This window comes from Desulfovibrio sp. (assembly GCF_009712225.1).
Classification (GTDB): Bacteria; Desulfobacterota; Desulfovibrionia; order Desulfovibrionales; family Desulfovibrionaceae; genus Desulfovibrio.
Genome location: NZ_WASP01000003.1, coordinates 499,028 through 520,039, shown reverse-complemented (window position 1 = coordinate 520,039; position 21,012 = coordinate 499,028). Strand labels below are relative to the sequence as shown.

The following is a 21,012-nucleotide window of genomic DNA, read 5'->3' as shown; positions in this document are numbered from 1 at the left end:
CTTCCTTGATGGCGATGGAGTTCACCTTGTTGCCGTTGTATTCCACCTTGGTGGGGCGTACAGCGGCGGTGGGGCAGGCAGACACGGCCAGGGGGATTTCGCACAGCTGGTCAGCCCATTCGTGGTCGACCATCGGGGGTTTGCGGTGGATACCCACAAGGCCGATGTCCGAGCAGTGCACAGCGCCGCACATGTTGATGCAGCAAGCAAGCGCGATGCGAACGGGGGCGGGCATGCGCATGTCTTTAAATTCTTCAAACAAGGCGTCCATCACGGCCTTAACCGGGCCAGAGGCGTCGGTTGCGGGGGTGTGGCAGTGCAGCCAACCTTGAGTGTGCACCATGTTGCTGATGCCCGCGCCAGTACCGCCTACGGGAAACTTGAACGAGCCACCGTCAAATTTGCGGCTGTTCAGGTCGTCGCGCAAGGCTTCCATGGTGGCTTTGTCTTCCACCATGAATTCAATGTTGCTCCGAGTTGTCCAGCGCAGGTGCCCACCGCAATATTTGTCAGCTATGTCGCACAGTTCTCGGATGTGAGTAATGGACATGGTACGGGTGCCGCCAATGCGCACCGTGTAGCAGGTTTCTCCGCTTTCGGCCACATGCACGAGCACGCCGGGCTCCAGAATTTCGTGATAGAGCCACTTGCCAAAGTTTCTGGCAATTACCGGTGGGAAGAATTCATTATATTTGCGGGGGCCAATATCGCTGATACGGCCTTCCATCGGTTTTGCGGGATTGTACCCGGAAGAAATAAAAGCCATGTTCTTCTCCCCCTTTGACTAGCGTTGATGGCGTTTGCGGTAAGCAGCGAGGTCGCGGGTCCAGCCGCCGGGCACTTCTTCTTCCTTGAAGAAGATGTACGGGTTGGAACGCGGTTCCTTCACATGGTAGGCAGCGGCGGGAGTGTCGGTGACTTCCAGCAGCTTCTGGAACGACAGGCGCTTCATGGTTTCACCCACGCGCTCGCGGTTCTTGCCTTCTTCCATCCACCAGTCCCAAATCTTTTCGATGACTTCTTTCACGTCATCGTAAGGGGCTTCACAGGAGACGAAAGGCACGAGCAGCGAACCCATCTGGGCGCCGTCCACCACGGGAGCCTTGGCGCCCACGAGGATGCTCGCGCCGCGTTCGTCACCGATGTGCAGAGCGCGGGGCATGGTGTTGATGCAGTGCATGCAGCGCACGCAGTCGGCGGTCTTGATGGAAAGCTTGGAGCCGTCCCACTTCATGCACTTGGAGGGGCACAGGTCAACGACTTCCTTCTGGATGTCGAACTTGCCCCAGTCACGACCGGAGTGAGCGCCAGCGTTGGGGGCGAATTCGCCGCCCACGTAGCCCTTCACGGCGTCCTGGTCGATCTTGATGTCGTCCTTCCAGGTACCGACAACGGCAAAGTCAGAGCGCGCCATGGCGCACACGCAGCCGTTGGGGCAACCGTCGAACTTGAACTTGAACTTGTAGGGGAAGGCGGGGCGGTGCAGTTCGTCCTGATAGTCCATGGTCAGCTGGTAGCACATGTCCTGCGTGTTGTAGCAGGCATATTCGCAGCGCGACTGGCCAAGGCAAGATTCAGGGGTACGCAGGTTGGAGCCCGAACCACCCAAGTCAACGTTCATGTTGTGGGTCAGTTCGTGGAAGATTTCTTCCAGCTGGGCAGTCTGGGTACCGAGCAGCACGATGTCACCGGTGGAACCGTGCATGTTGGTCAGACCGGAACCACGCAGATCCCAAATGTCGCACAGGTCGCGCAGGAACTTGCTGTGGTAATACTTACCGGAAGGCTGTGCCACACGCATGGTGTGGAAGTGAGCCACGCCGGGGAACATTTCGGGCTGGTCGCAGTAACGGCCGATAACGCCGCCGCCGTATCCGAACACGCCGACGATGCCGCCGTGCTTCCAGTGAGTTTCCATTTCGTTGTAGGAAAGCTCAAGCACACCCAGAAGGTCTTCAGGACAGTCCACAGGAATCTGATATTCAACATTATTGGCATTGGCCGCTCGATGCGCCGCTTCCTGCTTGATATCAGACACAAAGCTCGGCCAGGGGCCGCTTTCAAGCTGGTCCAACTGCGGCGTTGCGAATTTTGACATCATCACACCTCAAAAGTTCATGGTTCTGTTCGGCTGCAATTACGCCAAACCTTGATGAAGCAAAGTAGAGGGCCCTACGTGATAAAGCAGCTTGGCAAGTAGCCTTTACCACGCTGAGCGACCTATATTCTGCTTGTTTTATCCTTGCCTGCTTTTCCTAAAGATGGATTCACTAGCAGCTCAATGAACCATGTCTTTCAAAAAGTGCGCCATGTTATTTTACTTTTAAATTTCAGTATATTGTGCTTGTGTGTGCGTGGAGTGCTTCAGAAGCAGGAAAGCATATTTTGCTATTTTAAACGAAATTTCGTTGTACACAGTATAAAATGGTTTCGGATGGCCAGGGCGTCATTGCTAAAGCCAACATTTGGGCTTCAATTTTACGTGATCTAAAAGTAGGTGCTGCCTATGGTTACGGAATTGCCCGCATACTAACATCGAACTGGAGAACAAGGGGCGTGGGTTAGTCACTGGCACTGGATAAGGGCACAGCACACGGTGAAGAAGTTACCGTAGGCATCTATGCCCGTCTGTCATAAAAGCAAAGTCCGCCGAAGTTCTGCAACTTCGGCGGACTTTGACTGAGCAATTCTTGGTGCCCACCACCAACTGAATATATGGTATAATTGCATAAAATATAATAGCTATTTTTTATTGAAAAAAATAGTTACCCCTAAAGTTACCCCAATAAAATCAGGGTAGAGCCAAATTGGGCACTGTTAACCGCTACAGCTGCCCGCCCACGCCCTTGAATTTTTCCACAAAGGCCGCGATGCGCTGAAAAACTCCTTGCTTCTTTTTGAGGTACTGCGGGTTCAGTGGGCTCATCTTGGGCAGAAGGGCGTTCAGCTCCGTGCCGTGTTCGCTGGCAAATTCCCGCTTGAGCGAGGCCGTGATATAGCGTTTTGCCGCCTCTTCATTCAGGTTTTCGCCGCTGATCAGTTCCTGTACTTCGCGCTGCTGCTCAGCCCGGGCATAGGCAAAGAAGGCTTCAATCACGCCGGCCTTGTCGCCAAGCTCATCCAGATCGGTCTGGTTGATAAAATCGACCAGCAGGCTCTCCTTGGCGCGGTTGCCCAGGCTGGCGCGGATCACCCGGCGCACGTCTTCAACCAGTGCGGCCTTGTCCCTGACCTTTTTGTTCTTTTCAAAAATCAGTTCAAGAATGTAGTCCAGATTGATTTCCTGCGATTTGAGCAGGTCGATTTCAAAGACAACATCGTCCCAATCGACGGTTGTGGCGTCTTTGTTGCTGGCGGATTTTTCGCGGCGCAGCCACTCGCGCACGTCGTTGTACGTTGAGCGGTAGTCCTGAATTTTCCGTTCAGAGGGCACGGCGACAGCCCGCAGGGCGGTCAGATCCTCATCCGTGAGGTAGTGCGCGGCCTTGAAGGCCTCAACCGCCGCAGGGTCGTCCATGTCCACGTTTTGCAGGGCCTTGAGGCTGGCAAACTCGTCGTAGTTTTGCAGCACGCTTTCTACACGCAGATACTCGCCAAACAGTTTGACAAAGGCCTTTTTGTCCGACTCTTTTTCAATGGCCGAGGGGTCGGGAAAGCGCTGCTCCAGCTCCCGCACCACATCCACAAAACCGCGCCGCGCCTCGCCGGTGAGCACATCGGTAAAGCCCTCCATGTACTCTTTGTAGCTTTTTTCGAGCACCACGTTCTTGGTGTTTTTATCGCCAAACAGGGTGATGGCGTCGATGGTCGCCTGCTCCAGATCGCGGAAGGTAACGATATTGCCAAAGGTTTTGGTGGCGTTAAAAATGCGGTTGGTGCGGGAATAAGCCTGCATAAGGCCGTGGTAGCGCAGATTTTTATCCACAAACAGGGTGTTGAGCGTGGGGGCGTCAAAGCCGGTAAGGAACATGCCCACCACGATCAGCAGGTCAACTTCCTGATTTTGCACGCGCTGGGCGAGGTCGCGGTAGTAGTTCTGGAAGGCCTTGCTCTCTACGCTAAAGTTGGTTTTGAACAGCGCGTTGTAGTCGGCTATGGCCGCGCCCAAAAATTCCTTGGCGCTGCTGTTCATGGCGGAGACGTCAAAGGTTTCATCCTGAATATCGCCCACGGCGTCCTGCTCTTCATTGGCGGCAAAGGAGAAGATGGTAGCCACCTTGAGCGGATTGGCGCTGCTGCTCTGCAAGGCCTTGAACGATTCGTAATACAGCTTGGCGGCATCCACGCTGCTGACGGCAAACAGGGCGTTAAAGCCCTTGGCCCCCATCTGAAAACGGTGGGTCTTTTGCCGAAAGTTGTTCAGAATGTACTGGGTGATCTCGCGTATGCGCTCGGGGTGCAGCAGGGCCTGCCGGTTCTCTGCCGCGCTGAGCTTTGTTTCGTCAATCTCGGTTTCGATGGCCTTGAACTGCGGGCGCACGTCGTTGTAGTCCACCTTGAACTTGAGCACCTTTTCATCACGGATGGCGTCGGTGATGACATAGGAATGCAGCTCGCGGCCAAACACGCTGGCGGTGGTTTCTGCACCAAGGGCGTTTTGCGGAAAAATCGGCGTGCCCGTAAAGCCGAACTGGATGTATTTTTTAAACTTTTTTTTCAGGTTCTTTTGCGCCTCACCAAACTGGCTGCGGTGGCATTCGTCAAAAATAAAGACCACCTGCCTGCTGTAGATGGGCAGGTCGGCCTCGTCTTTCATGAGGTTGTTGAGCTTCTGGATGGTGGTGACGATGATCTTGTTGTCGTCCTTGTCCAGATTGCGCTTGAGCCCGGCTGTGTTTTCCGAGCCGTTGACGCTGCTGGGCGAAAAACGCTGGTATTCCTTCATGGTCTGGTAATCCAGATCTTTGCGGTCAACCACAAAAAAGACCTTGTCGATGCACTCAAGCTCTGTGGCAAGGCGCGCCGCCTTGAAGCTGGTAAGGGTTTTGCCGGAGCCCGTGGTATGCCAGATGTAGCCGCCGCTTTCGGTCGTGCTCAACCTTTTGGTCTGGCAGGCATTGTTGATCTTCCACAAAATGCGTTCTGTGGCCGCGATCTGGTAGGGGCGCATGACGAGCAGGGTATTGTTGACGTCAAACACCGAATAGTGCAGCAGCACGCTGAGCAGAGTGTTTTTTTGAAAAAAGGTGACGGTAAAGTCTTTGAGGTCTTTGATAAGGCTGTTGTCGGCCTTGGCCCAGTTCATGGTGAAGTCAAAGCTGTTTTTGTTGCGCTGCGTGGTGTTGGCAAAATAGCGCGTATCTGTGCCGTTGGAGATCACAAACAGTTGCAGGTATTTGAACAGGGAGTGCTCGCTGTTGAAGCTCTCCTTGCTGTAGCGGTGCACCTGATTGAAGGCCTCGCGTATGTGCGGATAGATGGAAACAAAAACTGTCCGTTGCCCGTGTATGGGTGAAGTTCGGAAAGGATAGAAAGGGCTTGGCGGGATAGTGGGACAATATGACGCTGCCGCATTTTCATTTTGCTGGCCGGGATCCGCCATTCTGCCGCAGGAAGATCAAGCTCTGCCCATTCTGCCTTCTGTAGCTCACCTGGGCGCACGAAAAGAAGTGGAGCCAGCCTGAGGGCGCAGCGCACGGAGAAAAATCCACCGTAGGCATCAATGGCCCGCAGAAGTTGTCCAATACGTTTTTTATCGGTGAGCGTGGCCATGTGCTTAACGTTGACCTTGGGCAGGGCGGCGTGAAGGCCGGTGGAAACATCATATTTTGTCCGGCCCGTGGCAATGGCGTAGCGAAATACCTGCCCACAAATTTGAATCAGGCGGTGGGCTGTTTCGATGGCACCGGTTTGCTCAACGTGGCGCGCTGCGTTCAAAACGTCAGTGGGCTCAACTTCTGCAATGGGCTTGGCCCCGAGCACTGGGAAAATTTGGCGTTCAAAAAGGGAGCGTATTTTTTTGCTGTAGCTGGGGGCGAGGTTGACCACATGCTTGTCGAACCATTCCCGCGTCACGACTTCAAAAGAATCTTGGTCTGCACTGGTGATGCTGGCTTTAATCGCTTGCCGTTGGGCGCTGGGGTCGATGCCTTGGGCGATTAGCTTCCGGGCTTCATCGCGTTTACCTCTGGCATCTTTGAGGCCAGTTTCAGGGTAAGTCCCGAGCGAAAGTAGTTTTTCTTTGCCACCGAAGCGGTATTTGAGTCGCCACCACTTACCCCCAGAAGGGGTAACAATGATGAAAAGGCCGTCCGCATCATAGAGCTTATACGGCTTGGCTTGGGGCTTAGCGTTGCGAAGAGCGGTATCAGAGATAGGCATTGGGGTAACTCTTTGGGGGTAACAATTCTCGCTAGGTATGAGTTACCCCTAAAAGTTACCCCAAAAAAATTGAGGCTGTCAACGAACCTTGCCGGACTTTAAAGAAGTGTGCTTTGCCATAAAAGCAAAGTCCGTCAAGGTCTTACGGACTTTGACGGACTTTGTCTGAACAGTTCTTGGTGGGCCCACCAGGACTTGAACCTGGGACGGGCCGGTTATGAGCCGGAGGCTCTACCAACTGAGCTATAGGCCCCAAGGAGGGGAAATATAGCTGCAAGGCTGGCTTCGGTCAAGTGGGCGTATCGGGGGCTACGGGCTGGCCGCAAAAATCGCCCCTGCTACATGGCGTTGCCCGCTTCCAGCAGGGATATCTGTTCGTCCATGGCCTTTTTCAGCGGAGCGGGCAGACCCATGATGTCCACATTCAAAAAGCCCCGCACAATGGTGGCCGCGGCTTCGTCTTCGTCCAGACCGCGCGCCATGAGGTATTCAATTTCCTCCTGCGCGATCTTGCCCACGGCGGCCTCGTGCGAAAGTTCCACGCCGTCCTGGTTGCTGTCGAGCTCGGGGATGGCGTGCATGCGCCCGCCACCGAGTATGAGCCCCTTGCATTCAAGGTGGCCCTTTGCGGGCGCGGCAGATGCGCCGATAAAGCCACGGTTGATGACCGTGCCGCCGGTGGTGACAACGCGCGAGATGATTTCGCCGCGCGTTTCGGGGGCGGCCAGATCAATGCGGTTGCCGCAGTCCACATACGAACCGGTGGGAGCCACCACAACAGAATTGAATCGGGCCACGGCTCCGGCTCCGGCCAGGGTCATGGTGGGGTACATCTGCAGGTCGCCCACGGGCTTGAGCAGTATGTAATTGTTCTGAAACTCGCCCCCGGCTTCAACAATGCCAGCAGAGCGGGGGCGCACCGTGGTGCTGTCGCCCCAGTTGTGGATCATGGTAAAGGTGAGCTTGCCGCCTTTTTCCACATAATATTCTGTCACGCCGAGGTGCGCGGCATCCCTGGCATCGTGGGCAGTGGCGCAGCCACCAAGAATATGCAGCTCTGCGCCTTCTTCCACCACCACAATATTGTGGATGCTCTGGCCCGCGCCGTGCCCCTTGATAAACATGCACGACTGCACGGGCTGGGCGATTTTTACGCCCTTGCGCGCCCGCACAAAGTAGCCGCCGTTGCACTGCTCCTGCGCCATGCGCGTAAATTCATCCTTTTCAGGATTCAGCAGCTTCCAGAAATACTGGGGCAGTCCGTCGAATTTTTTCAGCGCCGTGCGGATATCCATGAGGTCGAGGCCCTCGTGGCGGGTTTCGCAGTGCACGCCAGCGTGGTTGAGCTGCATGAACGCACCGCTCGATGTGTGGTCGTGCACATCAATACCGGCCAGCACCAGACGTTCCTGATCCTCGCGGGGCAGGGCGGCAAGGTTTTCGATGGGCGCGGCGTTTTCGCCGCCGTTAAACTGAAAGCGGGAAAGATTTACAGAGCTCATTTAAGGGGCGCCTCCGCAATTTTGCCAACCATGTCGCCGGTAAGGCAGCGCAGACATTCCTGATAGCCGTGGGTGGCGATGTGGTCGAGAATTTCACGGGGCCGCGCCTCGCAGCACAGCTTGCCCTGATACATGACCTGCCCCCGGTGGGCGTTGACATATTCAAGAATATGGCCGGTGTGGGTGATGATGAGGCCGCTGGTGGAACGCACCTTTTCGCGTTGCGCCAGCGTGGCGCAACATCGGTCGGGCATGCCGTCGAGCAGAAAACGCACGGTCTTGCCCACGAGGGCCATGTTTTCAAGGTCCACGCCCGATTCCGGTTCGTCAAAGAGCAGCAGGTCGGGCTTTTGGGCCATGAGCTGCAGCAGTTCAGAGCGCTTGATCTCGCCGCCCGAGAAGCCCGCGTTCACATCGCGTTCAAGAAAATGGTCAAAATGCACCTTGCGGGCCATGCCTTCTATATCCAGCTCGCGGCCACGGCCACACAGTTCCACCAGTTTGCCCGTGGGCAGCCCGTGGATGGTGGGGGGGCGCTGAAACGACATGCCAATGCCAAGGCGCGCACGCTCGTACATGGGCGCGTTGGTAATGTCTGTACCCTTGTAGACGATCTGGCCCTGCGTGACCTCGTACCCCGCAAAGCCCATGAGGGTCATGAGCAGGGTAGTTTTGCCGGAGCCGTTGGGGCCAAAAAGAATGAATGTTTCGCCAGGGCGAACATGCAGGTCGATGCCCTTGAGCACGGGCGTGCCCTTGACCGAAACATGCAGATCACGGATTTCAAGCATCTTCTTCTCCGGTTTCGCCCAGATACTCCAGAACGTCGTAATGCACATGATCCAGCAGGTGGGTCAGCTTGGAAACACATTCCTCGCCTACGGCACTGCCGAGCAGCGTAACGATAAAGGCCGCGCGCTTGGAATTGACCAGCGCCTGATAGCCAGGATCGGCGGAGTACGGAATGGACCGGATGGAGTCGGTGAATTCCTGAAGCTTTGCCTCGTCGAGATATTTGATGGGCTGGGGCTCGCTGTCGAGGTAGGCTATGCCGTCCCGCAGCTCCAGCATTATCGGTCTGCCACGCAGATAAGCGATGCACACTTCCATGGTAATCCCCTTGGTTTTGTGATGCCGCATAGTGGCAAACTTGCCCCACCCTGTCCAGACATGCGGAGCTTTCTGTTGCATGTCTGTAATTGACAACACGGGGTTGCAAGAGCGTTTTTGACAAGAATTGGCGCGTAATTTTGGGTTTTATGCGACGGTGTGCACAATGCGCAAAAAATAACAGCAAGGGCGCGCACCATAAAAAACGGCAGCGGAACGGATCCGCTGCCGCATGGTTCTGTTATTCACCGAGGTGTGGATGGGCCGGATCAGGCAAGCCCAAAACGCAGGCCCGCATAGCCAACCACGCGGTGCGTGTCGCCCGATGCCGTGGCCGAGGTATCGTACAGGCACAGCTCTGCCCATGGTTCGCCAAGCGCATGGGCGGCAAACAGGGCCAGCGCCATGGGGGCCGCACCGCACATGGTGATCCTGTGCCGTTCCACCACCGCAAGCAGGCCTTCGGGGTCGCAGGCCAGAGCCTGCGAGAGGGCCAGCGCGTCCTTGTGCATGGTGGCTTCCTGATTGTCGAAATGGTTCATGTCCGAGCTTACAATGATACCCACACGGTCCCCGTTTTTTTCGCACTGGCGCACCACCTCGGCGAGTGCCAGCCCTGCCTGCAGCAGGGAGTTGTGCTGCATGGTTCCCACGCAAACGGGTGTGATGCTGCGTATGGCACCAGCCTTGCCCCGGGGCGGCGGCAGGCATTGCAAGAATGGCAGCAGTACCTCGATGGAGTGTTCATCAAGGTGAGCCTGCATGTCGGGCACAAAACCGCCCGATCCGCACAATGCTGCGGCCATGGCGGCATCTACGGGCATGTTGCCCAGCGGCGTGCGCCATGAGCCCTGGGGCCATACGGCAAGGGGAGCACCCCTGCCAGTGTGATTGGGGCAAAGAATAATGAGGCGCTCTGGCAGGCTGGCACCGGCGGATGTTTGCCCCAGCGGGCTGGTCAGCGTTGCCCCCAGAACCTTGCCGCAAAACACATAGCCCGCGTGGGGCAGCATGAGGCCGCTCAGACGCGCAGATGCCTTGTGGTCGGGATCAAGAGGCGCGGTGGCCGAATAGCTTTTGCCAGCTGCAAGAAATGACCGCACTTCCGCTTGCAGCACATCGGGCGCGTCGGGGTAAAAGCGCCCGGCGACAACAGGCATGCGTTCGGGCATGGTTACTCCCTGCGGGTGTGTCAGTTCAGCCCACCCAGCAAAGCATAATGGGTTTCCATGTATTCCTGCAGTCCTTCCCGGCTGCCCTCGCGACCAATGCCGCTGAACTTCACGCCGCCAAAGGGAGTCTCGGCTGCGGCAAGGCCAGCGTCGTTGAAGCCCGCCATGCCGTACTGAAGCTTGTTGAAAAGCCGCCAGATGCGGGGCATGTCGCGGGTGCACACGTAGGAGGCAAGGCCGAATTCCGTAAGGTTGGCAAGTTCCACGGCCTCTTCTTCTGTGTCAAAGGGCATGATTGCCGCCACGGGGCCGAAAATTTCCTCGCGGAAAATGCGCATCTCTGGCGTAAGGCCCAGCAGCAGGGTGGGTTCGTAAAAATTGCCGCCCAGGCTGTGGGGTTTACCGCCAATCAACAGCTGCGCGCCTTTTTCCACCGCATCCCTGACCAGCGCGTCGGTATGCTCCACAGCGTCGGCGTTGATGAGCGGCCCCATGTCCGTTTCCGGCTTGAGGCCGTCGCCCACGCGCAGGGCCGTAATGTGGTCGAGCAGGTTGGTGGTGAAGTCTTCCACCACCCGGTCCTGCACCAGAAAACGGTTGGCGCAGATGCATGTTTGCCCGGCATTGCGGAATTTGCAGCCCATGGCCATGGTCACGGACTTGTCCATGTCGGCGTCGTCAAACACAAGGAAGGGGGCGTTGCCGCCCAGTTCCATGGAAAGACGCTTGAGCGTTGCACCGCACTGGGTTGCCAGCTGCAGGCCCACGGCTGTGGAGCCGGTAAAGCTCAGTTTGCGCACCAGCGGGTTGGACGTGATTTCGTTGCCAATGCTGCGTGCGCTGCCGGTAACAACGTTGAACACGCCGGCGGGAATGCCCACGCGCATGGCCAGCTCTGCCATGGCCAGTGCGCTGTAAGGTGTGGCGCTGGCGGGTTTGACCACCATGGTGCAGCCCGCGGCAAGGGCAGGGGCCACCTTGCGCGGGATCATGGACATGGGGAAGTTCCACGGTGTGATGGCCGCGGCAACGCCGACGGGGGCATGACGGGTTATGGCCTGCACCCCGTGCCGGTACACAGGGGTTACGTCGCCGCTGTAGCGGCGGGCTTCCTCTGCGAACCAGGGAAAGTACGAGGCCCCCTGCAGAATCTCTGCCCTGGCTTCCGCCAGGGGTTTGCCTTCTTCAAGGGTAAGCAGGCGGGCCAGGTCTTCAATATTGTCGGCAATGGCGCGCTCCCAGTCGTGCAGCAGGGCTCCGCGTTCCAGGGGCGTTCTTGCGCTCCAGGAGCCAAAGGCGGCCTGAGCCGCCTCGATGGCTTCGCGGGTTTCAGCCTCGCCGCAGTTGGGCACGGTGCCCAGCAGCTTGCCGTTGGCGGGGTTAACCACCTCAATAACACTTTTGTCTGCCGCATCTCGCCAGCGTCCGTTAATAAGACACTGGGTGCGGAACAGTTTCTGGTCGAGCAGTATACGGTACATAGCAACTCCTGGTCATGAACCCCGCAGGGCATCAGAACAGCTGCATGCCGCCCATCCAGTGGTGCTTGACCCTGCCGCGCAGGGGCTGCCCCAGAAATGGCGTGTTGCAGCTTTTGGAGTAGAGGGTCTCCTGACTCGGAATCCACGATTCGTCCGGGTCAAAGAGGAAAAAATCAGCCGGGTCGCCGGGGGTGAAGGTGTTGCGCGGCAGGTTAAATATTTCTGCCGGGCGGTGGCTCCACAGACGATGAATATCTGCCTCTGCAAGCACTCCGTCAACCACCAGGCCCCAGGTGAGGCTGACGGCCAGATCAAGGCCGGTAAAACCGCACATGGCGTCGTCCAGCGTGCCTTCCTTTTCGTGGGCGGCATGGGGGGCGTGGTCTGTGGCAAGAATGTCGATGGTGCCATCCTTGACCGCGCGGCGCAGGGCTTCGCGGTCGGCGGCGGTGCGCAGGGGCGGGCTTACCTTGGCCTGGGTGTTGTAGCCCTCGAGAGCGGTTTCATCCAGCAGCAGGTAGTGGGGGCAGGTTTCGGCGGTAACCTTGACGCCACGGGCCTTGCCCCAGGCAATGCAGTCTACAGTGAGCGCTGCGGAAACGTGGGCGATGTGCACGGGAATACCAAGATATTCGGCCAGCATGATGTCGCGCATGGCCTGATTGGCCTCGCCAGCGGCGGGCTGACCCTTGACGCCCAGCAGGCCGCTGGTCACGCCCTCGTGCATGCGCCAACCCCTTGCCAGATGCGGGTCTTCGCAGTGGTCGATGAGTATAAGGCCAAGGTCGGCCCCATATTCCATGATACGGCGCACCAGTTCGGCATTTTCCAGCGGGCGGCCATCGTTGGAAACGGCAACGCAGCCCGCCTCCTTGAGTTCCGCGAGGGGGGCCATTTCTTCGCCCTTGAGCCCCACGGTGGCGGCGGCAATGGGGCACAGGCGCGGCCCTTGCGGGTGGCTGTTGCGAGCGCTTTCAAGCATGGCCCGCGTGATGCTGGCCGAGTCGTTGACGGGTTTGGTGTTGGCCATGCACATGATGTTGCCAAAACCGCCGCGCGCGGCAGCCTCCAGACCTGAGGCTATGTCTTCCTTGTATTCAAAGCCGGGTTCGCGCAGGTGCGCGTGGGCATCGGTGCAGCTGGGCATGAGCATGAGGCCCTGCGCGTCAAAAACCTCGCGGCTGTCATAGGAGTGGTGGCCAGCGGGGGTCATGGTAACAATCTTGCCGTGCCGCACCAGCAGGTCAACGGGGGCATCAAGGTGGCGTGCGTTTTTGATCAGAAGACTCATGCGCGTACTCCGTCATTGCGCGTGGCCAGCAGATAGAGCACGGCCATGCGCGTGGCGACACCGGCGGCCACCTGGTTCAGAACCAGGCTGGCGGGGGCGTCTGCGATTTCGTTGGAAATTTCAAGCCCACGGTTCATGGGGCCGGGGTGCAGTACCTTGGCGCCGGGTGCGGCAAGGGCCAACTGGCGCGAGCCAAGGCAGAAACGGCGCGAATATTCGGCCAGATCGGGCAAAAGACCCGCCTGCTGGCGCTCAAGCTGCAGGCGCAGGCACATGACGCCGTCCACATCGCGCACGGCCTTGTCCAGATCAGTGTAAATCTCTACGGGCCAGTGGTCTACCCCGGCGGGTAGCAGGGTGCGCGGCGCGCACAGGCGTACCTTGACCCCCAGCATGGTGAGCAGGTGCATGTTTGAACGGGCCACGCGGCTGTGGGCAATATCGCCCAGAATAAGCAGGGTGCGGCCCGCAAAGCGGTTTTCCCACGCCTGACGCAGGCTGTAGCAGTCGAGCAGGGCCTGGGTAGGGTGTGCGTGCCAGCCATCGCCGCCGTTGACGATGCCGCAGGGCAGCAACTCTGCAAGAAAGCGCGCCGCGCCGCTGCTGGGGTGGCGAATGACAATCACATCCGGCCCCATGGCCTGCAGGGTGAGACCCGTGTCTTTAAGGGTTTCGCCCTTGTTGAGGCTCGAGCCGGATTTGGCAAGCGAATAGGTGTCTGCAGAAAGCCGCTTGCCCGCCACGTCAAAGGACGTTTTTGTGCGGGTGCTGTTTTCTACAAAGAACAGCACCACCGTCTTGCCCTTGAGGGTGGGCACCTTCTTGACGGGGCGGCTGTTGATTTCCTGAAAGCTGGCGGCCAGATCCAGCAGGTGCATTGTGTCTTGTGCACTCAGCTGCGTGACGTCCAGCAGGTCCTTGTGGGGCCAGTGGTAGCGATTGTCGGTATTCATGACGGTACGTGGTAAAAGGTAAAAAAAATCCCCGTTGCTTATACAACGGGGAAATAAGGAAACACGCCTGCCAATGCAAAAAAATTAGGAAGGCCGGGGGCACTGTGCTTGCCCTGCCATAGAAAATTGCGCATTCGGGCGGTGTTCTTCATAAGTTCAAAATGTAGGCGCGCTTTGGTGCTTTGTAAAGCAAAAAGTCGGTTGACGCTTGCAGGGGCATTGTCTAGTTGTAGGGCTGCCGCGCCGTGCCTCATGGGCCAGTTTACCGCGCGACAGTAAGCATCTTTAATGAGGATAACCCCATGCTTTTGTCTCTCGTAGCCTATGTGTGTTGCGGTGCCGTGGCCGGTGTGCTGGCCGGGCTTTTGGGCGTCGGCGGCGGCATTGTTCTGGTTCCCATGATGGTGGCCATTTTTCCCACCGTGGGGGTGCCCGCGCAGTATGTGCAGCAGATGGCGCTGGGCACTTCGCTTGCCAGCATCATGATAACCTCCGTTTCCAGCGCCCGCGCCCACAACGCGCGTGGGGCCGTGCACTGGGACATCTTTAAGGCCATCACTCCCGGCATATTGCTGGGTACGTTTTTTGGCGGGCTTATTGCCACCCACATGCCCACAATGTTTCTGAAAATTTTCTTCATCTGCTTTATCCTGTTTGTCTCCGCGCAGATGCTCTCCAACTACCGGCCCCCGGCCAGCCGCGATCTTCCCGGCAAGATGGGCACCGCCGGTGTGGGTGGCGTTATCGGCCTTGTGTCGAGCTTTGTGGGCATTGGCGGCGGCACGCTTTCCGTACCCTTCATGACCTTTTGCAACATTCCCCTGCACCACGCCGTGGGTACATCGGCCGCCATTGGCTTTCCCATTGCCGTGGCCGGTACGCTGGGCTTTATCGTGGGCGGCTGGGGCAGGCCCGATCTGCCAGCCATGTCGCTGGGCTTTGTGAACCTGTGGGCTCTGATCGGTATTGCCTCGGCGAGTTTTCTCACCGCGCCCCTGGGTGCCAGGCTTTCACATTCTTTGCCTGCCGGCAAACTCAAGAAAGGTTTTGCATGCTTTTTGATACTTGTGGCCTTGAAGATGATCTGGGGACTGTTGTAGCATAAAAGCATGAAGCTGCACTCGTACAACAAGGCTCTGGCCGAATCGGTGGTATGGAACCTGCTCTGGCTCACGCTGGGGTCGGTTCTTATGGCAATATGTATTCAAAGCGTGGCCGCGCCCCATGGCTTTCTCTCCGGAGGGGTCATGGGCGTGTCCCTGCTTGTGGGCTACTGGACAGACACGCTGACGCCCTTGGTGTGGTATTCCGTGCTGTGCGTGCCCGTGTACGTGTTTGGCTGGTTTTGCGTGGGCAAACGCTTTTTGCTTTACACCGCCTACGGAACCCTGTGCACAACATTGTGCAGTTTCCTTATTACCTTTACCATTCCCATTGAAAGCGAAGTGTACGCCACAGTGGTGGGCGGCGTGCTGCACGGCGCTGCGTGCGGCATAATGCTGCGCACTCTGGGCAGCAGCGGCGGTACGGATGTGGTTGCAGTGCTGCTCAAGGAACGCTGGAACGTGCCCATCGGCCAGTTCAACTTTCTGTTCAACTGTCTGCTGTTTCTTACGGCGGCCTCGCGCATGCCCCTTGACCTGATTGTGGCCTCCATGCTGATGATGTTCATTTCGGCCAATACCCTGGAATACGTGCTGGGCCTGTTCAACCGCCGCAAGCTTGTGATGATTATTTCTGACCACGGCGAGGAAATCAGCGAAGCCATACTGGTGACAGAGCGCTTTGGCGCAACGCTCATGCGCGGTAAGGGGGCCTATTCCGGCTCTGACCGCGAGATTCTGCTCACTGTCACCAACAACGTGGCGCTCAAGCGGCTGGAAAACCTGGTGTTCAGCATTGACCCGCGTGCCCTGTTTATTGTGGAAAACACCTTCTACGTCTCAGGCGGGCAGTTTGCCCGCAGCAGCCGTTGACGGCGGAGGCCCCCATGAACCCGGAAGAAACGGATTCCCCTGCCCCGGAATTGGTCGACCTGGATGCGGCAGACAGCCTGCTTGCCATCAGGGCCAAGAGCATCCTGACCCTTGCAGGTGAGGGGCCAGCCCGCGCCGCCCGCCTTTTTGCCCCGCTGAAAAAGATCGACAACGGCGTGCTGCTGGTGCGTGGTGGCATGGTCGAAGACGTGTTGCCATGGTCGCAGGCGCGCCTGCCCGCAGGCACGCTGGTGCGCGATGTGGGGGCGGTATGTCTGGCCCCGGCCTGCGTCAACGCCCACACCCACCTCGAGCTCTCGCATCTGGCGGAAAAAACGCGCTGGGGCCGTGGCTTTACGGCGTGGCTGCAAAGTCTTGTTCCTCTGCTTGGCATGGCCCCGCAGGCCGAGGCCATGGAAAACGCCTGCGCTTCGCTGGCACTATACGGCACGCTGTATGTGGGCAACATAACGGGTTCGCTGCCCGGCGGCACGGTTCTGGCCGATTCGGCCTGCAGTGAGGCGGGGCTGACCGCCAGCCATTTTTGCGAATGGTTTGGCTTTGGCGCGCCTTTTGCCGATAGCGAGCGGCCCTGGCCTCCGCGGTGCAGGCAGGCCTTGGCCGATGACCCCTTTTTGATGGCCCGCTGCGCGCCGGGCGGACATGCCCTGTATTCCACAGGGCCGGAAGTTCTGACCGCCGCGCGGCAGGATTGCCAGCGTATGGGGCGCGTTTTTTCCTTTCATCTGGCAGAATCACCCGAGGAAACGCAGATGCTGACCACGGGCGACGGGCCGTTACGCGCTTTTTATGACAAGGTGGTGCTGCCGCAGGGCTGGGCAGCACCCGGCCTGCGCCCCCTTGCCTATGCCGTAAAGCTGGGGTTGCTCGGCCCCGGCACACTTGCCGTGCACGGCGTGCAGCTGGACGCGCAGGAAGGGGAAGTGCTGGCGGCCAGCGGCGCGGCCCTATGCCTGTGCCCCCGTTCAAACCGCAACCTGGGCGTGGGCGTTGCACCCGTGCGCGAGATGATGGAAAGCGGCGCGCTGCTTTGTCTTGGCACGGACGGCCTGACCTCCAACCGTGATCTTGACGTGCGCAAGGAAGCCGTGTGGCTGCGTGAAACCATGGACGTGCCACCAGAGGCTCTGGTGCGCATGCTGACCGTGAACGGCGCGGCGGCTCTCAACGTGCTTGGCTGCGGCGCGGGGCGGCTTGAAAAGGGTGGACCGGCAGACTTTTGCGTGCTGCCCGAAACCCTGACCTACTAGACTCTCGCGCACGGCTTTCAGACCGAAAAATACTTGCCTATTACCAGTAGTTATGCTGCCCGCACAAAGTCCTTGTCAGGGTAATTTGTTGCTGGCAGTATTCGCCCAGCAGACTGACGCTGATTCGGCTTTTTACCGCCAGCCTGCCGGTCGAACCGCCTTGGGGATTTTGTGGTTTGCCCGGATTTTGGACCGCCGACCGCGTGTGCAACTGCAAGCGGCCTTGCCCGCTTTTTCTTAACCTGCGCCAAGAAGGACAACATGACCGAGGAAGTTTTGGATTGGAAGGAAGCCATCGCCAGAGTGCTCAACAAGCGCGACATGTACGTCAAGCTGCTGGCCAAGTTCATAGAAACAGAGCGGGACACCCCCTCCAAGGTGGCCCAGGCCCTCAAGAACGGCAAGGCTGACGAAGCCCGCGAACTGGTGCACAGCACCAAGGGTGCAGCCGCCAACCTTGGCGCCAAGGCGCTTGCCGCCGCTGCTCTTGAGCTTGAAATGGCTATCAAGGCCGGTGCCGACACTGGCCGCGCCATGAGTCATTTTAATGCCGCGCACATGGACACGCTTGTGACCATGCACGCCTTTATGACCCAGTAGCGCAGGCTTTGCGGAATATTTAAGGCCCCTCGCGGAACACCGTGAGGGGCCTTTTTATGTCTGGCCGTCAGACCGTTATGGTCCACGTGCTTTTGCTGGCAGTTGCTGTCAGCTGGGCTAGGAGCAAAAGCATTCGTGCGCTTCGTTCATGCCCACAGTGGACGACTGGGCACGTGTGAACAGCGTGGCTCCGCGTCTGGTCAGCGTGCTGCCCAACGGCCCCGTGTACCACCCCACCGTGCGCGCCTTTATGGCCGGTGGCGTGCCCGAAGTTATGCTGCATCTGCGCGACCTTGGCCTGCTGCATCTCGATACGCTTACCGTCACCGGCCATGCCGTGGGCGAAAACCTTGAATGGTGGGAAAAGAGCGAACGCCGCGCCAACTTTCGCCGCATGCTCAAGGAGCTGGACAACGTGGACCCGGACGACGTCATCATGTCGCCCGCCCGCGCCAGGGAACGCGGCCTGACTTCCACGATAACCTTCCCGGTGGGCAACATTGCGCCCGAAGGTTCGGTGATCAAATCCACGGCCATCGACCCCACGGTTATCGATGCGGACGGCGTGTACCGCCACACGGCTGCCATCAAGGTTTTCACCGCCGAACCCGACGCCATCAAGGCCATCAAGGCCGGCAAGATTGAGAAGGGCGACATGCTGGTGGTTATGGGCGGTGGCCCCTGCGGCACGGGTATGGAAGAAACCTATCAGCTTACCTCGGCGCTCAAGCACCTCTCGTACGGTAAGTATGTGTGCCTGCTGACAGACGCGCGTTTCTCCGGTGTTTCCACCGGTGCGTGCATGGGGCATATCGGGCCGGAAGCCCTGGTTGGCGGTCCTGTTTCCAAACTGCGCGACGGCGACATTGTGGAAATGGTGGTGGACTGCAACAAGCTGGAAGGCCGCATCAACTTTATCGGCACTGACGCCCAGCACCCCCTTGCGCCGGAAGAAGGTGCCAAGGTTCTGGCTGGGCGCACCCCGCACCCCGACCTCAAGCCTGCGCCCGCCCTGCCTGACGACACGCGCCTGTGGGCGGCCCTGCAGGCCGTGAGCGGCGGAACCTGGGGCGGCAGCGTGTATGATGTGGACAGAATTGTTGCCGTGCTCGAGGCTGGCAAAAAAGCTCTTGGCATGTAGCAGCGGTACAGGCTAAGAGTGCACTGAAAAAGGGCCGTCCCGAATGTGGGACGGCCCTTTGACATATGCGCATCGAGCCAGTGGTTACGGTTAGGAGCCAGACGCCTCAAGCACAAAGCGGCGCACATCGCGCATTTCTTCGCGCAGGGCTGCGTAGTCAAAGCGGGTAAAGCGGCCCTCGTTGTACAGCACCTCGCCGCCCACCATGGTCATGCGGGTTTCCATGCCTGTAGCCGCGTACACGATGTGCGAAACCTCGTTGTACATGGGTTGCAGGTTGGGCTCGGTGAGGTCAAGAGCTATGCAGTCGGCGGCCATGCCGGGGGCCAGCGAACCGAGGCGCGCATCGTGCATGGCCGCTGCGCCGCCGAGGGTTGCCATGTCCAGCACCTGCCCTGCGGGCAGCAGGGTGGGGTCAAGGCCGGTGAGTTTGTGCAGCAGGGCCGAACGGCCCATTTCGGTAAACATGTTGAGCCGGTTGTTGCTGGCTGCGCCGTCTGTACCCAGCCCCACATTCATGCCGCGCGCCAGCATGGCCGCCACAGGGGCGGCACCCGAGGCCAGCTTCATGTTGGAGGAGGGGTTGTGGGCCACCACGGCCTTTTGCCGGGCAAGCAGATCAAGCTCTGCCGAGGTCACGTCCACCACATGGGCCAAGGTGCAGGGCACATCGAGCAGGCCAAGGCTATGGCAGTATTCCGTGGGGCGTTTGCCCTGCGCCGAGAGACATATCTGTGTTTCAGACGGTGTTTCGGCAAGGTGAATGTGCAGGGGCAGGCTCTGCTCCTGCGCGAGGTCGCGGCAGGCGGTGAGAATTTCGGGCGTAGTGGTGTAGACGCTGTGCGGGTTTACGGCCACTCGCAGACGGTCGTGGTTGCGATATTTTTCTGCCAGTGCTCGGGTTGCATCCAGGGCTGCTTGCGGGCCGGGAAAGGCCGCGGAAGGAAAGGCGAAAACAGCCTCGCCGCCAAGGCAGCGCAAACCGGCGGTATCGGCGGCTTCAAACACGGCGGCTTCAAAAAGATACATGTCCACGCAGGCGGTGGTACCCGTGCGCAGCATTTCCGCATAGCCCATCAGGCTGCCCAGCCGCACCAGTTCGGGCGTCAGCTTTTGTTCCACGGGAAAAATACGCTGGTTCAGCCAGTCCATGAGGGGCATGTCGTCGGCCAGCCCGCGCAAAAAGGTCATGGCTGCGTGCGTGTGCGCATTGATCAGGCCCGGCAGAACAAGCTTGTCCTCAAGGTGCAGGGTTTCGCTGGCCTGCCAGCGCTGTATCAGCTCGGCTGTGGGGCCAATGTCTGCAATCAGCCCCTTGTCTATGGCCAGAGAGGCGTTTTCGATAACGCGGCGCTGTTCGTCCTGGGTGACAATAAAGGCGGCATGGAGCAGTGTGTCGCAGTGGCGCATGCGTTTCTCCGCTGAGTGGTTGCTTGATAATGCGTGTATTGACGCTGGTTTTTAAAACTAGCTCTGTACTCATTGCTTGGCAAGCGGGAGGTGCTGCGTTTGTTGCCAGCGTGCCTGCGGGGGGAAAGGCTTGCAAGATCGTGTCGCAGCGTATATAGAAATTGGCTGCATCGCGCGAAAATCAGGCGCGGGCAGAGTTTTGCCCGTAGTGAGCTCGGGCGTTTTTTTAAAGCTATACCCACACCCTATGGAGGTGCGTTTTGTTTGAATCCTTAGCTTATGCCATGGGCACGCCCCAGGCCGGGGCCGCTCCCGCCAGCGGACAGGAAATGCTGATGCAGTTTCTGCCCCTCATCGTCATGTTTGTCATTTTCTGGTTCCTGCTTATCCGTCCCCAGCAGAAGCGGGCCAAGGCCCACAAGCAGATGCTGTCCGAACTGAAGCGCGGCGACCACGTTATGACTTCCAGCGGCATTCTTGGCCGTATTCTGGAAATCGACGACGAGCAGGTGCTTCTTGAGAGCGGCGAAGCCAAGCTGCGCGTTTCGCGCGGCGCCATTGGCGGCGTTGCTCCCACCAAGGGCAGCAAGGACGTCAAGGAAGAAAAGAAGTAGGTCGCCCCTGGCGACATGCGCCTGCCATTGATGTGGCGGGCGCAGTGCATGGCCCGTGAGCTGAACCGGCTGTTGCCAGGTCGGCTCTTGGGCTATTGCCTCTTGATGTGCCCGGATATCCGGGCCTGCGGAGTTTCCGGCTTTGTCTGTGGCCTGCGGCTGCCCTTTTG

Annotated in this window: 18 protein-coding genes and 1 tRNA gene; 6 read left to right on the top strand and 13 right to left on the bottom strand. The window is 58.8% G+C overall.

Translation table 11 applies throughout. From position 1 onward, the window contains the following. From F8N36_RS03480 to F8N36_RS03425, 12 genes are all read right to left on the bottom strand, one after another. The coding region (locus F8N36_RS03480) for a sulfite reductase, dissimilatory-type beta subunit (RefSeq protein WP_291331382.1) at positions 1 to 766 on the bottom strand (766 nt) is incomplete at its 3' end. Positions 767 to 784: 18 nt separating this feature from the next. Next, a complete protein-coding gene (gene dsrA / locus F8N36_RS03475) occupies positions 785 to 2,098 on the bottom strand; it encodes a dissimilatory-type sulfite reductase subunit alpha (protein WP_291331381.1) in 1,314 nt (437 codons plus the stop codon). A gap of 726 nt (positions 2,099 to 2,824) precedes the next feature. After that, positions 2,825 to 5,386, bottom strand: coding sequence for a type I restriction endonuclease subunit R (locus F8N36_RS03470; protein WP_291331379.1), 2,562 nt, complete (start codon positions 5,384 to 5,386; stop codon positions 2,825 to 2,827). Continuing rightward, on the bottom strand, positions 5,317 to 6,321 hold the full coding sequence (locus F8N36_RS03465; RefSeq protein WP_291331377.1) for an integrase arm-type DNA-binding domain-containing protein: 1,005 nt from the start codon (positions 6,319 to 6,321) through the stop codon (positions 5,317 to 5,319). Before F8N36_RS03465 ends, F8N36_RS03470 begins: the two co-directional genes overlap by 70 nt. Positions 6,322 to 6,498: 177 nt before the next feature. Then, positions 6,499 to 6,574, bottom strand: a tRNA-Ile gene (locus tag F8N36_RS03460). Between the two features lie 85 nt (positions 6,575 to 6,659). Then, the gene (locus F8N36_RS03455) at positions 6,660 to 7,823 is read right to left on the bottom strand and encodes a SufD family Fe-S cluster assembly protein (RefSeq protein WP_291331375.1); all 1,164 of its coding nucleotides are present in this window, start codon (positions 7,821 to 7,823) and stop codon (positions 6,660 to 6,662) included. Next, complete coding sequence (locus tag F8N36_RS03450) at positions 7,820 to 8,614, bottom strand: ABC transporter ATP-binding protein (protein ID WP_291331373.1); 795 nt, start codon at positions 8,612 to 8,614, stop codon at positions 7,820 to 7,822. Before F8N36_RS03450 ends, F8N36_RS03455 begins: the two co-directional genes overlap by 4 nt. After that, a complete protein-coding gene (locus F8N36_RS03445) occupies positions 8,607 to 9,014 on the bottom strand; it encodes a hypothetical protein (RefSeq protein WP_291331369.1) in 408 nt (135 codons plus the stop codon). The genes F8N36_RS03450 and F8N36_RS03445 overlap by 8 nt, the downstream gene beginning before the upstream one ends. Before the next feature lie 188 nt (positions 9,015 to 9,202). Beyond that, positions 9,203 to 10,105: an AmmeMemoRadiSam system protein B gene (gene amrB / locus F8N36_RS03440; protein WP_291331366.1), complete on the bottom strand. Its 903-nt coding sequence runs from the start codon at positions 10,103 to 10,105 to the stop codon at positions 9,203 to 9,205. 20 nt (positions 10,106 to 10,125) lie between these two features. After that, positions 10,126 to 11,586 (bottom strand): NAD-dependent succinate-semialdehyde dehydrogenase, encoded by a 1,461-nt coding sequence (locus tag F8N36_RS03435; RefSeq protein WP_291331364.1) that lies wholly within the window; start codon positions 11,584 to 11,586, stop codon positions 10,126 to 10,128. A 31-nt stretch (positions 11,587 to 11,617) separates the two neighbouring features. Beyond that, complete coding sequence (locus tag F8N36_RS03430; RefSeq protein ID WP_291331363.1) at positions 11,618 to 12,877, bottom strand: dihydroorotase; 1,260 nt, start codon at positions 12,875 to 12,877, stop codon at positions 11,618 to 11,620. Beyond that, a complete protein-coding gene (locus F8N36_RS03425) occupies positions 12,874 to 13,830 on the bottom strand; it encodes an aspartate carbamoyltransferase catalytic subunit (RefSeq protein WP_291331361.1) in 957 nt (318 codons plus the stop codon). Before F8N36_RS03425 ends, F8N36_RS03430 begins: the two co-directional genes overlap by 4 nt. A gap of 302 nt (positions 13,831 to 14,132) precedes the next feature. On the opposite strand from F8N36_RS03425, the gene F8N36_RS03420 reads away from it, so the two are divergent. From F8N36_RS03420 to F8N36_RS03400, 5 genes are all read left to right on the top strand, one after another. After that, positions 14,133 to 14,930 (top strand): sulfite exporter TauE/SafE family protein, encoded by a 798-nt coding sequence (locus F8N36_RS03420; RefSeq protein WP_291331359.1) that lies wholly within the window; start codon positions 14,133 to 14,135, stop codon positions 14,928 to 14,930. Between the two features lie 9 nt (positions 14,931 to 14,939). Beyond that, positions 14,940 to 15,806 carry a YitT family protein gene (locus tag F8N36_RS03415; protein ID WP_291331357.1) on the top strand — a complete coding sequence of 289 codons (867 nt, stop codon included), beginning with the start codon at positions 14,940 to 14,942 and terminating at the stop codon, positions 15,804 to 15,806. A gap of 14 nt (positions 15,807 to 15,820) precedes the next feature. Then, complete coding sequence (locus tag F8N36_RS03410; protein WP_291331355.1) at positions 15,821 to 17,077, top strand: amidohydrolase family protein; 1,257 nt, start codon at positions 15,821 to 15,823, stop codon at positions 17,075 to 17,077. 261 nt (positions 17,078 to 17,338) lie between these two features. Next, positions 17,339 to 17,677 carry an Hpt domain-containing protein gene (locus F8N36_RS03405; RefSeq protein WP_291331353.1) on the top strand — a complete coding sequence of 113 codons (339 nt, stop codon included), beginning with the start codon at positions 17,339 to 17,341 and terminating at the stop codon, positions 17,675 to 17,677. 148 nt (positions 17,678 to 17,825) lie between these two features. Further along, positions 17,826 to 18,818, top strand: coding sequence for a dihydroxy-acid dehydratase (locus tag F8N36_RS03400; protein WP_291331352.1), 993 nt, complete (start codon positions 17,826 to 17,828; stop codon positions 18,816 to 18,818). 90 nt (positions 18,819 to 18,908) lie between these two features. Here the strand turns inward: F8N36_RS03400 and F8N36_RS03395 are convergent, their stop codons facing one another. Beyond that, entirely contained in the window at positions 18,909 to 20,228 is a 1,320-nt protein-coding gene (locus F8N36_RS03395) for an amidohydrolase (RefSeq protein WP_291331351.1), read from the bottom strand. A 260-nt stretch (positions 20,229 to 20,488) separates the two neighbouring features. Between F8N36_RS03395 and yajC the strand changes: the two genes are divergently transcribed. Then, on the top strand, positions 20,489 to 20,842 hold the full coding sequence (yajC, locus tag F8N36_RS03390) for a preprotein translocase subunit YajC (protein WP_291331350.1): 354 nt from the start codon (positions 20,489 to 20,491) through the stop codon (positions 20,840 to 20,842). Positions 20,843 to 21,012: the final 170 nt, after the last annotated feature.

Coding starts and splice junctions, on each gene's coding strand:
- F8N36_RS03405 (WP_291331353.1), top strand. CDS start 17,339: ATGACCGAGGAAGTTTTGGATTGGAAGGAAGCCATCGCCAGAGTGCTC.
- F8N36_RS03430 (WP_291331363.1), bottom strand. CDS start 12,877: ATGAGTCTTCTGATCAAAAACGCACGCCACCTTGATGCCCCCGTTGAC.
- F8N36_RS03450 (WP_291331373.1), bottom strand. CDS start 8,614: ATGCTTGAAATCCGTGATCTGCATGTTTCGGTCAAGGGCACGCCCGTG.
- amrB (WP_291331366.1), bottom strand. CDS start 10,105: ATGCCCGAACGCATGCCTGTTGTCGCCGGGCGCTTTTACCCCGACGCG.
- F8N36_RS03435 (WP_291331364.1), bottom strand. CDS start 11,586: ATGTACCGTATACTGCTCGACCAGAAACTGTTCCGCACCCAGTGTCTT.
- dsrA (WP_291331381.1), bottom strand. CDS start 2,098: ATGTCAAAATTCGCAACGCCGCAGTTGGACCAGCTTGAAAGCGGCCCC.
- F8N36_RS03420 (WP_291331359.1), top strand. CDS start 14,133: ATGCTTTTGTCTCTCGTAGCCTATGTGTGTTGCGGTGCCGTGGCCGGT.
- F8N36_RS03410 (WP_291331355.1), top strand. CDS start 15,821: ATGAACCCGGAAGAAACGGATTCCCCTGCCCCGGAATTGGTCGACCTG.
- F8N36_RS03425 (WP_291331361.1), bottom strand. CDS start 13,830: ATGAATACCGACAATCGCTACCACTGGCCCCACAAGGACCTGCTGGAC.
- F8N36_RS03445 (WP_291331369.1), bottom strand. CDS start 9,014: ATGCAACAGAAAGCTCCGCATGTCTGGACAGGGTGGGGCAAGTTTGCC.
- F8N36_RS03395 (WP_291331351.1), bottom strand. CDS start 20,228: ATGCGCCACTGCGACACACTGCTCCATGCCGCCTTTATTGTCACCCAG.
- F8N36_RS03455 (WP_291331375.1), bottom strand. CDS start 7,823: ATGAGCTCTGTAAATCTTTCCCGCTTTCAGTTTAACGGCGGCGAAAAC.
- F8N36_RS03415 (WP_291331357.1), top strand. CDS start 14,940: ATGAAGCTGCACTCGTACAACAAGGCTCTGGCCGAATCGGTGGTATGG.
- F8N36_RS03465 (WP_291331377.1), bottom strand. CDS start 6,321: ATGCCTATCTCTGATACCGCTCTTCGCAACGCTAAGCCCCAAGCCAAG.
- F8N36_RS03400 (WP_291331352.1), top strand. CDS start 17,826: ATGCCCACAGTGGACGACTGGGCACGTGTGAACAGCGTGGCTCCGCGT.